This is a genomic window from Candidatus Spongiihabitans sp., assembly GCF_965237845.1.
In the GTDB taxonomy this organism is placed as follows: Bacteria; Pseudomonadota; Gammaproteobacteria; order Arenicellales; family Poriferihabitantaceae; genus Spongiihabitans.
On record NZ_OZ250154.1, the window covers coordinates 2,541,579 to 2,555,067 of the forward strand.

At 37.8% G+C, this 13,489-nt stretch carries 26 protein-coding genes and 2 pseudogenes; 24 read left to right on the forward strand and 4 right to left on the reverse strand.

Annotated features, from left to right (window positions below; translation table 11 throughout):
• Positions 1 to 22 precede the first annotated feature (22 nt).
• Both ACPXXB_RS12190 and ACPXXB_RS12195 read right to left on the reverse strand, forming a co-directional pair.
• Positions 23 to 520, reverse strand: a pseudogene (locus tag ACPXXB_RS12190) (tyrosine-type recombinase/integrase).
• Positions 454 to 966 carry a phage integrase N-terminal SAM-like domain-containing protein gene (locus ACPXXB_RS12195; protein ID WP_423911180.1) on the reverse strand — a complete coding sequence of 171 codons (513 nt, stop codon included), beginning with the start codon at positions 964 to 966 and terminating at the stop codon, positions 454 to 456. Before ACPXXB_RS12195 ends, ACPXXB_RS12190 begins: the two are co-directional and overlap by 67 nt.
• 217 nt (positions 967 to 1,183) lie before the next feature.
• Between ACPXXB_RS12195 and ACPXXB_RS12200 the strand changes: the two genes are divergently transcribed.
• The 20 genes and pseudogenes from ACPXXB_RS12200 to ACPXXB_RS12295 all read left to right on the forward strand — a co-directional run bounded on the left by ACPXXB_RS12200 (position 1,184) and on the right by ACPXXB_RS12295 (position 11,153).
• Complete coding sequence (locus ACPXXB_RS12200; protein WP_423907773.1) at positions 1,184 to 1,402, forward strand: hypothetical protein; 219 nt, start codon at positions 1,184 to 1,186, stop codon at positions 1,400 to 1,402.
• A 499-nt stretch (positions 1,403 to 1,901) separates the two neighbouring features.
• Positions 1,902 to 2,255, forward strand: a complete 354-nt coding sequence (locus ACPXXB_RS12205) for a hypothetical protein (RefSeq protein ID WP_423907775.1) — start codon at positions 1,902 to 1,904, stop codon at positions 2,253 to 2,255.
• A 92-nt stretch (positions 2,256 to 2,347) separates the two neighbouring features.
• Positions 2,348 to 3,094, forward strand: a complete 747-nt coding sequence (locus tag ACPXXB_RS12210; RefSeq protein WP_423907777.1) for a trypsin-like serine peptidase — start codon at positions 2,348 to 2,350, stop codon at positions 3,092 to 3,094.
• A gap of 244 nt (positions 3,095 to 3,338) precedes the next feature.
• Positions 3,339 to 3,470, forward strand: a complete 132-nt coding sequence (locus ACPXXB_RS12215) for a hypothetical protein (protein WP_423907779.1) — start codon at positions 3,339 to 3,341, stop codon at positions 3,468 to 3,470.
• Positions 3,471 to 3,478: 8 nt separating this feature from the next.
• The gene (locus ACPXXB_RS12220) at positions 3,479 to 3,685 is read left to right on the forward strand and encodes a hypothetical protein (protein ID WP_423907781.1); all 207 of its coding nucleotides are present in this window, start codon (positions 3,479 to 3,481) and stop codon (positions 3,683 to 3,685) included.
• A 3-nt stretch (positions 3,686 to 3,688) separates the two neighbouring features.
• Complete coding sequence (locus ACPXXB_RS12225; protein WP_423907782.1) at positions 3,689 to 3,907, forward strand: hypothetical protein; 219 nt, start codon at positions 3,689 to 3,691, stop codon at positions 3,905 to 3,907.
• Positions 3,891 to 4,100 carry a type II toxin-antitoxin system HicA family toxin gene (locus tag ACPXXB_RS12230; RefSeq protein ID WP_423907784.1) on the forward strand — a complete coding sequence of 70 codons (210 nt, stop codon included), beginning with the start codon at positions 3,891 to 3,893 and terminating at the stop codon, positions 4,098 to 4,100. Before ACPXXB_RS12225 ends, ACPXXB_RS12230 begins: the two co-directional genes overlap by 17 nt.
• A 117-nt stretch (positions 4,101 to 4,217) precedes the next feature.
• Positions 4,218 to 4,631, forward strand: a complete 414-nt coding sequence (locus ACPXXB_RS12235) for a hypothetical protein (RefSeq protein WP_423907785.1) — start codon at positions 4,218 to 4,220, stop codon at positions 4,629 to 4,631.
• A 119-nt stretch (positions 4,632 to 4,750) separates the two neighbouring features.
• Complete coding sequence (locus ACPXXB_RS12240) at positions 4,751 to 5,308, forward strand: peroxiredoxin (protein ID WP_423907787.1); 558 nt, start codon at positions 4,751 to 4,753, stop codon at positions 5,306 to 5,308.
• 156 nt (positions 5,309 to 5,464) lie between these two features.
• Positions 5,465 to 6,052: a hypothetical protein gene (locus ACPXXB_RS12245; protein WP_423907789.1), complete on the forward strand. Its 588-nt coding sequence runs from the start codon at positions 5,465 to 5,467 to the stop codon at positions 6,050 to 6,052.
• A 15-nt stretch (positions 6,053 to 6,067) separates the two neighbouring features.
• On the forward strand, positions 6,068 to 6,343 hold the full coding sequence (locus tag ACPXXB_RS12250; RefSeq protein WP_423911183.1) for an HNH endonuclease: 276 nt from the start codon (positions 6,068 to 6,070) through the stop codon (positions 6,341 to 6,343).
• Positions 6,340 to 7,197: a PD-(D/E)XK nuclease family protein gene (locus ACPXXB_RS12255; RefSeq protein ID WP_423907791.1), complete on the forward strand. Its 858-nt coding sequence runs from the start codon at positions 6,340 to 6,342 to the stop codon at positions 7,195 to 7,197. Before ACPXXB_RS12250 ends, ACPXXB_RS12255 begins: the two co-directional genes overlap by 4 nt.
• The gene (locus tag ACPXXB_RS12260) at positions 7,173 to 7,544 is read left to right on the forward strand and encodes a hypothetical protein (RefSeq protein WP_423911185.1); all 372 of its coding nucleotides are present in this window, start codon (positions 7,173 to 7,175) and stop codon (positions 7,542 to 7,544) included. Before ACPXXB_RS12255 ends, ACPXXB_RS12260 begins: the two co-directional genes overlap by 25 nt.
• Positions 7,541 to 8,649, forward strand: a pseudogene (locus ACPXXB_RS12265) (site-specific DNA-methyltransferase). Before ACPXXB_RS12260 ends, ACPXXB_RS12265 begins: the two are co-directional and overlap by 4 nt.
• Position 8,650: 1 nt before the next feature.
• Positions 8,651 to 9,034, forward strand: coding sequence for a RidA family protein (locus ACPXXB_RS12270; RefSeq protein WP_423907793.1), 384 nt, complete (start codon positions 8,651 to 8,653; stop codon positions 9,032 to 9,034).
• A 212-nt stretch (positions 9,035 to 9,246) separates the two neighbouring features.
• Positions 9,247 to 9,555 (forward strand): DUF1272 domain-containing protein, encoded by a 309-nt coding sequence (locus tag ACPXXB_RS12275; RefSeq protein WP_423907794.1) that lies wholly within the window; start codon positions 9,247 to 9,249, stop codon positions 9,553 to 9,555.
• Between the two features lie 124 nt (positions 9,556 to 9,679).
• Positions 9,680 to 9,892 (forward strand): hypothetical protein, encoded by a 213-nt coding sequence (locus ACPXXB_RS12280; protein WP_423907796.1) that lies wholly within the window; start codon positions 9,680 to 9,682, stop codon positions 9,890 to 9,892.
• 31 nt (positions 9,893 to 9,923) lie between these two features.
• Positions 9,924 to 10,190 carry a GyrI-like domain-containing protein gene (locus ACPXXB_RS12285; protein ID WP_423911188.1) on the forward strand — a complete coding sequence of 89 codons (267 nt, stop codon included), beginning with the start codon at positions 9,924 to 9,926 and terminating at the stop codon, positions 10,188 to 10,190.
• Between the two features lie 167 nt (positions 10,191 to 10,357).
• Entirely contained in the window at positions 10,358 to 10,669 is a 312-nt protein-coding gene (locus ACPXXB_RS12290; RefSeq protein ID WP_423907797.1) for a cupin domain-containing protein, read from the forward strand.
• A gap of 331 nt (positions 10,670 to 11,000) precedes the next feature.
• Entirely contained in the window at positions 11,001 to 11,153 is a 153-nt protein-coding gene (locus ACPXXB_RS12295) for a helix-turn-helix domain-containing protein (RefSeq protein ID WP_423907799.1), read from the forward strand.
• Between the two features lie 118 nt (positions 11,154 to 11,271).
• Here ACPXXB_RS12295 and ACPXXB_RS12300 read toward each other — a convergent pair whose 3' ends face one another.
• Positions 11,272 to 11,433, reverse strand: a complete 162-nt coding sequence (locus tag ACPXXB_RS12300) for a hypothetical protein (RefSeq protein ID WP_423907801.1) — start codon at positions 11,431 to 11,433, stop codon at positions 11,272 to 11,274.
• Between the two features lie 64 nt (positions 11,434 to 11,497).
• Positions 11,498 to 11,761: a hypothetical protein gene (locus ACPXXB_RS12305; protein ID WP_423907803.1), complete on the reverse strand. Its 264-nt coding sequence runs from the start codon at positions 11,759 to 11,761 to the stop codon at positions 11,498 to 11,500.
• Between the two features lies 1 nt (position 11,762).
• Between ACPXXB_RS12305 and ACPXXB_RS12310 the strand changes: the two genes are divergently transcribed.
• From ACPXXB_RS12310 to ACPXXB_RS12325, 4 genes are all read left to right on the forward strand, one after another.
• Positions 11,763 to 12,011, forward strand: a complete 249-nt coding sequence (locus ACPXXB_RS12310; protein WP_423907805.1) for an integrase core domain-containing protein — start codon at positions 11,763 to 11,765, stop codon at positions 12,009 to 12,011.
• Between the two features lie 59 nt (positions 12,012 to 12,070).
• Positions 12,071 to 12,505 (forward strand): VOC family protein, encoded by a 435-nt coding sequence (locus tag ACPXXB_RS12315; RefSeq protein ID WP_423907807.1) that lies wholly within the window; start codon positions 12,071 to 12,073, stop codon positions 12,503 to 12,505.
• 141 nt (positions 12,506 to 12,646) lie between these two features.
• On the forward strand, positions 12,647 to 13,012 hold the full coding sequence (locus ACPXXB_RS12320) for a hypothetical protein (protein WP_423907809.1): 366 nt from the start codon (positions 12,647 to 12,649) through the stop codon (positions 13,010 to 13,012).
• Between the two features lie 99 nt (positions 13,013 to 13,111).
• Entirely contained in the window at positions 13,112 to 13,402 is a 291-nt protein-coding gene (locus ACPXXB_RS12325) for a cupin domain-containing protein (protein ID WP_423907810.1), read from the forward strand.
• Positions 13,403 to 13,489 lie beyond the last annotated feature (87 nt).

Genomic DNA, 13,489 nt, shown 5'->3' on the forward strand with positions numbered 1-13,489 from the left:
TTGGCAATGAAAATAAGGTTGTTCATAAATCATCTAATGGACTTTTTACGCCCTGCCCGCCTTGTCTTAACAGATGGGTATAAATCATCGTCGTTTGCAAATCACGATGCCCAAGCAACGCTTGAATGGTGCGAATATCAGTGCCCGTTTGCAAAAGATGCGTGGCGAAGGAATGTCTAAAAGTATGTGCTGATACTTTTTTATCAATACTTCTACATTTGCCCACTGCCACTTTAATCGCCTTATTCACCGCCGATTAATCAATATGATGTCTTCTCTCAATACCGCTTCTAGGGTCAGTGGCAATATTTCGACTGGCAAATACATACTGCCAGCCAAAATCCTTATCGGCATCAGGATATTTTCGACGAAGCGCATTTGGTAAATATACACTGCTAAAATCTTGCCCTAGATCTTGCTCGTGTATCATTTTTCTTTGTATCAAATGTGCTTTTAACAAGGGAATAAGCTTTTGTGCAAGCGGGGTAACACGGTCTTTTTTGCCCTTGCCATCACGCACCGTAATTTGACTGTATTCAAAATCAATATCCTGTATGCGCAACGTACCAGTTCAGAAATACGTAACCCGCCCCCATACAATAATTGCACCATTAAAACATTTGTACCGCTGAGTTTCGCCAATACTTTTTTCACCTCTTTAATACTCAACACCACAGGAATGCGCGGTTCTTTACGCGAGCGAGCTGCATCAACACCATCCAAAGGACGCTTTAAAACCTTAGCATACAAAAACACCAAAGCATTAAACGCCTGATTTTGAGTGCTAGAGGCAACATTTTGCTTAACCGCCAAATCCGTTAAAAACTTTTCCACCTTATTTTCAGCATTCACAAACAAATCCTCTCTGCTGTCCATTTGTGAAAATTTAATAAACCGCCTAACCCAATCACAATAAATATTTTCAGTCGCATAGGCATAGCCCATTCGCCGCATCAACTCTCGCATTTGCTCCAAAATTGGTTTTTATCTGTTATCATATTGTTAGATTGAATTTTGTAATTGGCTTGTTTTTCACTTTAATACCTTATATCAGGTAAAAACTGTATTTTATATTGGAAAAGGTGAGAAATAGGCTGTTTTTACAGGATTTATATTTAATACCGCGTATGAGGGAAACTTTCCTTATACTAATAGTTAGGCTTACAAATAATAAGGAGCGAATATGAAATTCTTTATGATTATAGGTTTACTTATAGGAATGGCTGTGTTGACAAGTTGTGGTAATCGTAAATTTGATTCTTGCGTAAATAAAGGCGTTGCATATTTTAAGGAGATAGGCTCATACCCAACTCTGCATACTTATCCAAACACTGGCAGGCATGCAAAAACAGTCGCTACAGAAAGATGTAGAAGAAGTATTATAGCGTTTGATGGTTGGTAAAAAATAACGGAGTTAAATATGGGTAATTTGATGTTTATAGTTTTGCATATAATGGCGGTGATATTTGGATTTGTGTTTTTATTTATCACAGTTCCTTCTCATCTCATTTATTTGGCAGTTATAAATAAAAAGTAGCCTAACAAATCATTCCAGCCGACCGCTTACGCGGCAGGTGAGTTCTAGCGTTAGGTGTTTTACTCCTTAATTTGCTTAAGGAGTAGCCTGCTTAATTTCTCGATGGCATATTAGAAAATAATTGCTGTATAATTATTCAAAATAGAATATCAATAGCAATGGAACAAATAACTATGAATATACTAAGTCCAATAAAATCAGAATATCTAACAATTACAGAATATATAAAAATGATGTCTAGCGAATCACTTAATAAACACATTATAAGAACACGTTACCGTATCAATCAAGATTGGAGTAATAGCGATACTGGACATTTTTTTATTGAATATGACCGCCCTGTATTAAGAGAGAAAACACTATAATGTCAAATACTGAAATACAGGTTAATGACAGAGAAATAGCATTATTTAACTCTATTTCTAGCACTGAAAAACACAAATCAGACAATGATAGAGATGTGCGTTTAGCAGAAATTGCTATGTCTGAACGCACTGCCAAAATTGAAATCGAAAATAAAGCTCATAATCTAGAACAAGAAAAAGACTTTAGACTGACTAATACTAAACGTCTATATTGGATGTTAAGCCTTGTATTTGTTGTGATTATGGCGTTTATTGCTACTATGATAGTGTATGGACATAAAGACATTATTATCCCATTCTTAACTTTTATTGCTGGTGCATTGGGTGGCTTTGGATACGGGAAAAGCCGTTAAAAAACTATAAAAACATCTAACAAATCATTCCACCTGACCGCTTACGCGTCGGCTGAATTCAAGCGTTAGGGGATTAAATTAGGAGAAAAGTGATGAGTATTGATAGTAAAATACAAGAACTTGTATTTCATAACCCGATAGGAAGTATTGACGAAATAAACGAGTCAGAAATAGTGAATGATATTTGGGTTGAATCTTCTGAAGATTTAACCACAGAGTCAGTTTGCGGAATTGACCAGCGGCAAAAAGTCGTAGCTACAAAACAGTTGCCCCACATTGCAATTTGTAAACTCTACATGCAAGCACCAAATGAAAAAACGTACGTAGGTTCGGGATGGCTTGTTGCCAATGATCGGCTATATACAGCAGGACACTGCTTATTTTATTCTTCTTCTGGTGGTTGGAAAAAATCCATAATCGTTATTCCTGCAAAGTCTGGTTTTTCTGAACCTTATGGGAGATATCACGCAACTTCCCTAACCGCACCCCAAGGATGGACAGAAAATGGTTCTGTTCGTTATGATATGGGGGCAATAAAGTTAAATAAACCTGTAAATCATAATAGTTTTATCACTCCTGTTTTAAGTGAGCCTAATTCAGGAGTAGTGTGCGGATATCCAGCAGATAGAGATAATGGAATTTTTCAATATCAAATGTCTGATAGGTTAACTAAGCAATCAGGTCGGTTTCTTTATCAAATTGATACTTTTGGTGGTCAGAGCGGGTCACCACTTTTAAGGAATAGGTCACAAGGAGTTGGTATTCATAACTACGGAGGTTGTCTAAATAAATCCTCTGATCTCTATCAGAGTTTTATAGATGGAGTTGCTAATTGGTAAATAAAACTGGCAATCCATCTGGTGGTGGTAGAGGTAATAACCCGCCAAGAAAATAACCAACTTACTACCCATATCTCAATACTGAAATATGGGTAGTTTTTTATAAACCCAAGGTTAGAATGAATACTTGTAATTGCACAGATAAGGATAATAAAACAAAAAATCTATATAGTGAAAAATGGGAAGCACAAGAACAAATAGATTATGCATTAAAAGAAAGAGACATAAAACTTAAAATGTATCAATGTCCAGAAAACAATGGATGGCATTTAACTTCGAAATTGGATTCTTATTAAAAATGAAAATCAGTTTTATAAAAGCCTCTAACAAATCATTCCAGCCGACCGCTAACGCATCCGCTGAATTCAAGCGTTAGGTGTATAAATGGCGGAAAATATATTTTTATTTCCTTTTAGATTATTGTGGAATATTATTGTTACTGGTTTAATTATTACTGGCTTTGTGTTATGGTTTGGGTTTATTTTTGGGTCAGTAATTGGAGTAATACTTATTCTTATTTTTGCACCAGAATTATTTTTATTGCCCTTACTATTGATGCCGATGTATACTAAAATATGGGATGAGGAATAAATTATGAAAACAATAGTTGAAAAAGATGGCGATGGTTATTTAGCCAAAGTAGAAGGACATCAAAATTTATTCGCATTTGCTTATTCTGAAAAAGAAGCGATTATAGAATTAAAAAATGTTGTTGAAATGATGATGGATTATCATCTTGAACAGGTAAATGACGAAAGAATTATCAGGAATGAATTAACTCATACGGTAGAAAAATATGCCGTTCAAGTATAGAGAGTTTGAAAGAAAATTAACAAAACTTGGATATATGGTTGTGCGTCAAAAAGGTTCACACGTTATATTTTCAGATGGTAAAAATACTTTTCCAGTGCCAAATAATGGGTCAAAAGATATTTCTCCTGGTGTTGAAAGGCAATTATTAAAAATACTAGATTTGACAATTGATGAATTTAGAAATATCAAGTAGAACACCTAACAAATCATTCCAGCCGACCGCTTACGCGGCAGGTGAGTTCTAGCGTTAGGTGTATTCTCTCCACCTTTTTATTAGATTTTTTGATGGAGAAGGGTTGGAAACAAAAAAATGAGCAATAAAGAAATATTATCAATTATTAAGCAAAAATTAGATAATTTTGCTGACGAATATAAGCAAATAGTAAATGTGTTTGACGAATCCACAATGAACACAGAACACTTGGCAGAAGAAAAGAAAATTAAAATTAGGATGAATGCCTTAGAAATCAGGTGTAAAAATTCTCAATTTTTATTAGAAAATGTTATTACTGCATTAACATTAAATACTGAGGATAAAGGGGTGAATCAAGTTGCAGAATATAAGGACACCGTCAGCAACCTATTAAGTAGTATTAGAAATGAACTGAATAAAAACAATCTATTAGAGATGATAAAACACTTAGAAAAAATTCCTGTCGTTATGTCTGAAATTGACAATAAAATAAGCATCGCAATAGGGATTGATTCTAAAACATTACATTGATTTATAATATAAAATCACCTAACAAATCATTCCAGCGGTAGCGTACGCTACCGCTGAATTCAAGCGTTAGGCATTGAATACGTGCCGCTACTCACTGAAATGCGCATTGGAAATATATTATGAATGAACAAATTCTTCCGGATAACTTGCCAGTACCAGAGGATGATGGTGCATGTGTCCATCTTGAAGGGATGCGCTTTCCTTCAATTTCGCTCGAGACAACCGAGGGTCCTATTATTTTGGCAAAACTACCAAGAACAACCGTAGTTTACATCTATCCCAGATCATCCGCCGACAGTGTTGACCCAGAGGGTTGGGATGCAATTCCGGGGGCTCGAGGCTGTTCTCCTCAAGGGTGCGCCTTCCGTGATCACCAGTCCGAACTTTCAGCTCTTAGTACCAGTGTATTTGGGCTGGCAACTCAAGATGTGCCGTATTTGAAAAGCGAAGTGGCAAGGCTACACCTACCGTTTCCACTCATTAGCGATAGTAATCTCCAGTTAAAGAAAGCCTTAAATATCCCACTATTAGAAATGAAGGTGGATGGAATGAGTCTCTATAAGCGTATAACACTGATAATTCGGGAAGGACACATTGTCAAGGTGTTTTATCCCGTATTTCCACCGGATAAAAATGCTGAAAACGTCATTGCATGGTTGGAGGAAAACCCACTCTGATTTGATAGGTTATCTAAAAATCAAAGGGGGCAGTATCACTTGATTTTTAATTTCAGCAAAAACAATAATTTATGATAATAAAATTACCTAACAAACACTTCCAGCGGACTGCTAATGCAGCCGTTGAAGTGAGGAGTTATCAGCAGGAAAAAATAAATGAATAGACAACATGCAAAAAGAATTGCAGATTTGCTTTCATCGGTGGCGAATCAGACTGACTCAAAATACAAACTGTCGGACAAAATTCTATCAAAGGAATTATCTGGATTTCATCAATGGGCAGATGGACATCCATATGAAGGGGCTTTCCTGTTCAAAGACGAGGCAGAGCACGGTCTCTGGATATTGTTGATTGATTGGCACGAGAACGAGAACTTTTATGTTGTTCTATTTCCCGAATCAAAGACCGGCCCTGTTGCAGAGATACACGAATTAATAGACGAGGAATCGGCCGAGGCTTTTCTAAAATGGCGATACTCTCCTAGAAAGCGTGATGGGAGGAATGATGAGAGAAAGATCTATTTTATAGAAGAGTTTCTTTCTGGTGAAGTGCAAATATCTGTCCCAGCACATATTAAAGATGTTGATGACTTCATTGATGAATTATTTACATTAGCTATCAGTCGATCAAAAGCAGATGAGCTTGATCCAGAGCGACCTAGTGTGCGCAATAGTTTTCCTGAGGGGAAGATCAAGGAGAGACTTCATTTTTCTCGAGAAAGAAATGCTGAACTTATTAGGTAGGCAAAAAATAATGCACTGCGTCAAGATGACTGTCTCAAATGTGCATGCTGTGGCTTCGACTTTTTTACTACATACGGAAAAATAGGAAGGGGTTTTATAGAGGCACACCATACCAAACCTGTAAGCACCTTGCATGAAGATGGTGAGGAGACCCATTTGGATGACATCGCGCTTGTCTGTTCCAATTGCCACAGAATGCTTCATCGCAGAAGGCCTTGGCTTGGTATGGAGGATCTATCCGAACTGTTGGTTGCTAACAAGACAAATGAACATAAGAAGAATATAAAATGAATATTTTTAGCGTATTAAGTACAGGAAAATCAAATATGCATGAGCCAAGTATGTCAGCAATGTTTGCATATTTGCTAAACCCAAACCAAGACCATGGATTAGGTCGTAAAATCATTAATAATTTTTTGAAATTATCCAACATCAATAAAATATATGAAAATTTCATTGATGATAAAACCATTAAATTTGAAATTGATTTAGAGGTTCCATATCAATACAAAAACAAAAGAAGTGATATTGATATACAAATCAAAATTTTAGATAGTTCATATAATGAGCTTCATAGAATTATTATAGAAAATAAAATTAAACAAGGGTCGGCAAACCCAAAACAATTAAGTTCATATTATCAAGCGGTAATAAATGACAAAGATAATGATGCTTTTAATTTAGAGGAAGAAAATCTATCTGTTATATTTTTGACTCCAAAACCAAATAAAGGACTACAAGATGAATTTAACAACCTTGATGCTAAAAATAAAGTTTGGTTATATTGGAACAATGAGGAAACAGAAAAAACCACAATAGTAAACCTCATTCAAAACATTCTAAAATTGGAGCAAGAAGCAAAAATATCTCCTATAAATGAGTATATGAGGCATACTTTAAAAGCCTTTACCTATTACATCATCAAAACAATTGATATTAGTTCTGGGAAAAATAGGGTTGGTGAAGATATTGGCGAAATAAAGAAAAAGAAAGAAATACAAATAGAAAAACAAATCTACACAATTATATTAAGAGACAGTGGGCAAATACAATTATTTAACCAAGATGGCGATAAAATTCAGGCAAGACCATTGTTAAAAGTTTTTTACAGGAAAATAATATTCAAGAAAAAAGTAACTGCTTAACAACAAGATGCTTTGGGAAACAAATTAGCGACGCACAAATGATGGAATTTGCCAAGCAAAATTTAGGATATAAGCACGATAAGGGTTTAGATTTTGTCGCAAGATTCAATAACAAATATGTTATTGGTGAAACTAAATTTTTAACCGATTCTGGTGGACATCAAAATGCACAATTTAACGATGCAATAATCACCGTTGAATCCAAAGTTGATGCGATACCAGTTGCGATTTTAGATGGCGCGCCTTATATTGAAAGTAACAATAAAATGTGTAAATCAGTTAGAAATCAAAATAAGCATAATATTATGAGTGCTTTGGTGCTAAGAGAATTTTTATATTCATTATGAAAAATTTACTTATTCACAGTGATAATTTAAGAGGGATTAAATTTTTACTTAAAAATAAAAAACTAAATGGAAAAATTGATTTAATTTACATTGACCCTCCTTTTGCTACTAATAGTAATTTTACAATTACAAATGATAGGGCTTCAACCATCAGTAATTCAAAAAATGGCGATATTGCTTATGCCGACAAATTAAAGGGTAAATATTTTATTAATTTCTTGAAAGATAGATTGATTTTATTAAAAGATTTATTATCCGAACAAGGCTCTATTTATTTGCATATTGATTACAAAATTGGACATTATGTTAAAGTGATGATGGACGAGGTGTTTGGAATTGAAAATTTTAGAAATGATATAACTAGAATAAAATGCAATCCTAAAAATTTCAAAAGAACAGGTTACGGCAACATAAAAGATATGATTTTGTTTTATTCAAAATCCGCTAAACCTATTTGGAATGAGCCAAAACAACCCTATACAGAAAAAGACATTGAAAAATTATTTTCTAAAATAAAACAAGGTAGGAGATATACAACCGTGCCAATCCATGCGCCGGGTGAAACAGAAAACGGGAAATCCAATCAGCCATTTAAAGGAATCATGCCTCCAGTGGGTAGGCATTGGCGAACAGATGTCCAAACACTAGAAAAATGGGATAACGGGGGGTTGATTGAATGGTCAAATACTGGCAATCCAAGAAAAATTATTTTTGCTGACGAAAGAGATGGGAAAAGAATGCAAGATATTTGGGAATATAAAGATTCTCAATATCCTAATTATCCAACAGAAAAAACTCTGCTATTTTAGATTTAATTATTAAAACTTCATCTAACGAAGGGAGCGTAGTTTTAGATTGTTTTTGTGGCTCTGGAACAACCTTAAAATCTGCTCATTTATTGAATAGGCAATGGATAGGAATAGATGAATCAAAGCTGGCAATAAAGGCAACAACTGAGAAAATAAAGAATATTGAAGACAACCTTTTTGTTTTAAAACCAGAATATGAACTAATAGATTTAGATAACGAAAAAAGGTTAACAAATCATTCCAGCCGACCGCTAACGCGTCAGGTGATTTCAAGCGTTATGCATCAAGGAAAATGAATTGAATCGAAAACATATATCTAGCGGGTCTGAATTTGAATCCAAAATTGGTTACTCACGTGCGGTTGCAGATGGTGATTATGTATTTGTTTCAGGCACCACAGGCTATAACTACGAAACCATGTCAATTTCTAGTGACCCAGTGGAGCAAGCAGATCAATGTTTTAAAAATATTGAAAAAGCGCTTATCGAGGCAGGCAGTAGTTTAAATAACATTGTGAGAGTCCGTTACATTTTTCCAAACAAACAAGACTTTGAGCCTTGTTGGCCTGTGTTCAAAAGATACTTAAGCAATGCCAAACCTGCCGCCACTATGTTTGTGGCAGGTTTGCTAGACGAAGCTATGAAGTTGGAAATTGAAGTAACTGCAAGGTTAAATGCATAACAAAGCAATTAACTACGCGCTGGACGCTCGTACCTCGCGCCGGTTATTGCGGCGTTGGCCTGCGGTCTAGCACTATATTCTTGGCGCAAAGCGCCTTCGAACATAGCGTTCAACCCGACCAATTCTCCAGCATAAAAAGAGGCAAGCCTCTAATATGCTGATACAATTGGCAGGTCAACTCCGCCGTTATATATTTAAAAAAGGAATAATTAATGCTCGAACTGAGACCTACTTGTGAGCACTGTAATAAAGAATTGCCACCAAACTCAACCGAAGCAATGATTTGTTCATATGAATGTACATTTTGTTCTAACTGTGCCATTGAAATCTTTGAAAATGTTTGTCCCAATTGTGGTGGTGGTTTTTCTAACAGGCCAAACAGGCCAAGCCAAAACCTTAAAAATGATAATCACTTAGATAAACACCCAGCATCAATGAAAGTAATACACTCCCCTAAAAAAATATCTGAACATAAAGAATTTGCATCAAAAATTAAATCAATACCCCCACATGAACGATAATGAGCCGTAAATCTGGCCTACAAGAGAATAAATAATATAATGACATGCATAATATATAACAAAACAATACGCGCGGACACGCTTCGCGTGCCGGTGATTTCCGTGTTAGACAAAGGAGAAACCAATGAATAAATATTTAAGTTTGCTTGCATTCTTACTACTTCTTGCCATGGTGCCATTTGTACATGCGCTTGAGTTACCCAAAGAACAAACATTTGAAATCAAAAATGTAAAAGATCTGAATGTCCTCTATGTTCATCATGACCAAAGCAAAGGGCATATTTCAAATACTTTAATCAAATTAATTCAATACTATCTCCTCAAAGACGAGCGTTGAAGGTTCAAATATAGATGGTAGTTATTATGCCATCGGTTATAGAGGCAGCCCAAAAGAAACTGAAACAGTAAAGAAAACGACCTTCAAAGGTGGGTTATTTGCTTCTTATATTTACAAAGGAAGCTATAAAACAGTTGGCAAAGCAATAAGAAAAACTTTTCAAAAAGTATTGAAAACGGGCAAATATGTGCCTCACGATAAGGAAGAGATCAGATTACTCTACTGGAATAGTATTGACGATAATTATCCAAAAGATTTAATCACTGAAATTCAAGTTCGTGTACTAAAGTTACCTTGAATGGTCTAACAATTAAATCAACATTGACAACTACCAGCCGTTTTATCAATCAATGTTGGTCAATTGAATAAAGATCATTCTCTTTTATAAAGTTAAGCGTTGCTGGTAGTTGCAAGTTATCCAGGCGTTATACGCTACTAAAGTTTTGCAATTAACCTGGAAGTATTATGGAAATAATCAGAAGTAAAGAATTCACGGCAAGTCGCGCTTGGGGCGCTAAAGATATCTCTAATATGAACGGGATTACAACTCGCTTACATTGGACAGATAAGCCCTACAAATGGCACATTAACGATGGCGAAGAAGTATTTGCAGTATTAGATGGCGTTGTAGAAATGCTATACAAAGAGAATGGAATTGAGCAATCTACCGTATTAAATACTGGTGATATTTTTTATGCTTCTGTGGGTACTGAGCATGTAGCTCATCCAAAAGGTGAAGCTAGAATCTTAGTCATAGAATCAGAAGGCAGCGTATAACAAGTATGTCATGCAGGAATTTTAATAAAATACCGCTTCGCGTCAAAACTTTTATTAAAATTCTCATACAAAGGCGTTATACCCAAAGAGAATCATGTCACTGAAATCACATTTTGTAACTTATGGCTGATTACAACCAGTGAATGAATAAAAGTAGGGGCTGACCCAGATAACTAAGTTAAATTCTGCCTAACCAATTGTTTTATTTGCCGTCGTGTATAGGTTCAGATACCTTTGGCACTCCGATGCAGAAGGAGAGTCATGCAACATCAGCATATCGGATACCGAACAAAGGCTTTGCCGCGTAGCCTGTTCAGGGCAGCTTTGGGAGATGACTTCCAAACATGCTCAAGAACGCCTCAAAATCCTCGGTTGCTTCTCGGATTATGGCGCAGCCGCGACCTGTGATGCCTTCAATGTCAGTCGCAGAACGCTTTATCGCTGGAAACAGTGCGCCAAGCTAGCGGCGACCCGGCAGCCCTGACTGCCAAATCCTGTGCCCCCAAGCGCCGGCGACAGCCACAGCACCGATGCTGGCTAGGGAAATCCGCCAACTGCGCGAGCAATTCCCCAACCTTGGCAAAGACAAACTGCGGGTCTTGCTACGACCTTGGTGTAGGCAGCAAGACATCGCACTGCCCAGCGTCTCTACCCTCGGTCGCATCATCGCCCGAGACCCTGACAAAATGCGCCACGCCCCCACCAGACTGAGTGCCCACGGCCGCCACAAACTCATCCCCCGCAAACCCAAAGACTTCAAGCATCAGCCGCTTGAAGTGTTCGCCTACGCGATGGCCTGCGCCGCTACCTGTTCACCTTCATCAACCCTCACTCCCGCTTTGCCATCGACATCAAAGCCGCCAGCCAGTCCAGGCGACCATCGCCCTTGATGTGCTGTGTCAACTCCTGCCACAACCGCCGCGCTTCAGGATCGAAGACAACGGCTCGGAGTTCATATGACGTTGCCAGCAACGCCTCGATGCCCACGGCATAACCCACTAGCGGACTTATCCCCGCTCGCCCACCATTTCGACGGGAGCGAAATGGCGCGTAGTCCGCGAAGCGGATTCGTATCAGGGATGATACGAACAAAATGAACTCTTGCGCCGAGCGCTTCAATCGTACTATCCAGGAGCAGTTTGTTGATTATCACGAGGATCAACCGTTCCATGACCTGACCGACTTTAACCGTAAACTGGCCAACTGGCTACTCGACTGCAACACCGTCCTGCCTCATCATAGCCTCGGACTGCGATCTCCTGCAACTTCCTCATCCACAATCAACCAGAGTGCCAAAGGGGGTGGACTTATACAAAAAAGAAGCAAGCCTCTAATATGCTGATACAATTGGCAGGCCAACTCCGCCGTTATGCGCCTTTATAATCCAGAGGAAAATCGAAAATGCTTAATATAGAAAACGTCAATCATATTGGCATCAGAATTAAAGAGAAGTCTCGGTCAGTCGCTTTCTACGAATTGCTGGGGTTTGAATTCAGAAATGATGTTGGTTTCGAAGAAGGCCATCCTATTATCATGAAACACCCAAGTGGGGTTGTGCTAAATTTGCTCGGACCATCGAACATGCCAGAAGGAAAAAACATACTGATGGACGTGAGCGAGAAATATACCGGTATTACCCATATGGCATTAACCGTCAGCTCACTTGACGTCACCAAACTTTTTATGAAAGACAATCAAATAGAAATTACTGGGTCATTCAGTTTTGGGGGCATGTCCGCAATATTCATTCGAGACCCCGACCGGAACGTAATCGAGCTAGATGCGTACGGAGCAAACGAAAAACAAGATATGGGTGAATATTCTGGTCATTTGTAGTCAAGTAAAATCGCATAACAAGGGCAACAACGGCTACGCTCGTACCTTGCTCTGCTTTTTGATGTCCGCTGATGTGAGGCGTTATAGCTACAAAATAATAGGGTAAAGAAGAAAGAAAAAAGATCATTAAAGTTTTACGAAATGCTTCACGATATTGAGTATAAGATCAGCAGTGAGCGCTATAACGGAAACATCCAAAATTTTGGTCCTGGTGGTGTATGGGAGGGTGAAGGTAGAAGTTTTCGTTATCCGGTTCGGTTTACAAATGCAGAAGGGGGGAAAGAAAAATACCGAGGAAGAGTTCCGTACACCAAAAGTTCATCTGATGAAATGGCTTATTGTGTTCTTGGTGAAGAGCAGTACAACTCAGCGCACTATGCCTTCGGTGCAAATCAGTTATATGTTCTGATAGGTATCAAGCATGCAGTTCAAATGCTTGAAAAACGTTTCAATATTGATTTTGATGAGTTATTGAAAAGTGAAGCGAAAAATTCAGAGAAGCCATAACAAAGCAAATGCACTTGGACAGCAAAAAGCGTCACTCCTTCGTCGCTCTGCGTTTTGCCGCCGGTGATATGCAACGTTATATTTACTTAGAAACTATCGATGACATTAAACAGACCTAAGGCTGTAGCTAACAAGCAAATTGACAATGAACGCGTCATCGTCACCGAGTGGCGATTTGAACCCGGCGCAGAAACCAGTTGGCACAAACATGGCTATGATTACATTGTTGTTCCAGGTATGAATGGCAATTTGCTTCTTGAAACCACAGAAGGTAATAGCATTGCTGAACTGAAAGCTGGGCAGTCGTACTACAGACCTATAGGCGTAGAGCATAATGTGGTTAACGCGAATGACTTTGAATTCTATTTTGTTGAAATTGAGTTGCGGTAAATATATAACAAGTGCATGCAGTCGGACAAAGAGCCCGCTACGCGCGCTCTTTGTCACTGATACGGGGCGTTAGGCTTGAGACACAAT

What these genes read in the sequence shown, in the direction of transcription:
- ACPXXB_RS12315 (WP_423907807.1), top strand. Translation starts at nt 12,071, where the DNA reads ATGCTTAATATAGAAAACGTCAATCATATTGGCATCAGAATTAAAGAG.
- ACPXXB_RS12290 (WP_423907797.1), top strand. Translation starts at nt 10,358, where the DNA reads ATGGAAATAATCAGAAGTAAAGAATTCACGGCAAGTCGCGCTTGGGGC.
- ACPXXB_RS12230 (WP_423907784.1), top strand. Translation starts at nt 3,891, where the DNA reads ATGCCGTTCAAGTATAGAGAGTTTGAAAGAAAATTAACAAAACTTGGA.
- ACPXXB_RS12235 (WP_423907785.1), top strand. Translation starts at nt 4,218, where the DNA reads ATGAGCAATAAAGAAATATTATCAATTATTAAGCAAAAATTAGATAAT.
- ACPXXB_RS12280 (WP_423907796.1), top strand. Translation starts at nt 9,680, where the DNA reads ATGAATAAATATTTAAGTTTGCTTGCATTCTTACTACTTCTTGCCATG.
- ACPXXB_RS12300 (WP_423907801.1), bottom strand. Translation starts at nt 11,433, where the DNA reads ATGCTTGAAGTCTTTGGGTTTGCGGGGGATGAGTTTGTGGCGGCCGTG.
- ACPXXB_RS12220 (WP_423907781.1), top strand. Translation starts at nt 3,479, where the DNA reads ATGGCGGAAAATATATTTTTATTTCCTTTTAGATTATTGTGGAATATT.
- ACPXXB_RS12225 (WP_423907782.1), top strand. Translation starts at nt 3,689, where the DNA reads ATGAAAACAATAGTTGAAAAAGATGGCGATGGTTATTTAGCCAAAGTA.
- ACPXXB_RS12310 (WP_423907805.1), top strand. Translation starts at nt 11,763, where the DNA reads ATGAACTCTTGCGCCGAGCGCTTCAATCGTACTATCCAGGAGCAGTTT.
- ACPXXB_RS12215 (WP_423907779.1), top strand. Translation starts at nt 3,339, where the DNA reads ATGTCCAGAAAACAATGGATGGCATTTAACTTCGAAATTGGATTCTTA.
- ACPXXB_RS12200 (WP_423907773.1), top strand. Translation starts at nt 1,184, where the DNA reads ATGAAATTCTTTATGATTATAGGTTTACTTATAGGAATGGCTGTGTTG.
- ACPXXB_RS12210 (WP_423907777.1), top strand. Translation starts at nt 2,348, where the DNA reads ATGAGTATTGATAGTAAAATACAAGAACTTGTATTTCATAACCCGATA.
- ACPXXB_RS12195 (WP_423911180.1), bottom strand. Translation starts at nt 966, where the DNA reads ATGCGAGAGTTGATGCGGCGAATGGGCTATGCCTATGCGACTGAAAAT.
- ACPXXB_RS12245 (WP_423907789.1), top strand. Translation starts at nt 5,465, where the DNA reads ATGAATAGACAACATGCAAAAAGAATTGCAGATTTGCTTTCATCGGTG.
- ACPXXB_RS12240 (WP_423907787.1), top strand. Translation starts at nt 4,751, where the DNA reads ATGAATGAACAAATTCTTCCGGATAACTTGCCAGTACCAGAGGATGAT.
- ACPXXB_RS12320 (WP_423907809.1), top strand. Translation starts at nt 12,647, where the DNA reads ATGCTTCACGATATTGAGTATAAGATCAGCAGTGAGCGCTATAACGGA.
- ACPXXB_RS12255 (WP_423907791.1), top strand. Translation starts at nt 6,340, where the DNA reads ATGAATATTTTTAGCGTATTAAGTACAGGAAAATCAAATATGCATGAG.
- ACPXXB_RS12205 (WP_423907775.1), top strand. Translation starts at nt 1,902, where the DNA reads ATGTCAAATACTGAAATACAGGTTAATGACAGAGAAATAGCATTATTT.
- ACPXXB_RS12325 (WP_423907810.1), top strand. Translation starts at nt 13,112, where the DNA reads ATGACATTAAACAGACCTAAGGCTGTAGCTAACAAGCAAATTGACAAT.
- ACPXXB_RS12295 (WP_423907799.1), top strand. Translation starts at nt 11,001, where the DNA reads ATGACTTCCAAACATGCTCAAGAACGCCTCAAAATCCTCGGTTGCTTC.
- ACPXXB_RS12275 (WP_423907794.1), top strand. Translation starts at nt 9,247, where the DNA reads ATGCTCGAACTGAGACCTACTTGTGAGCACTGTAATAAAGAATTGCCA.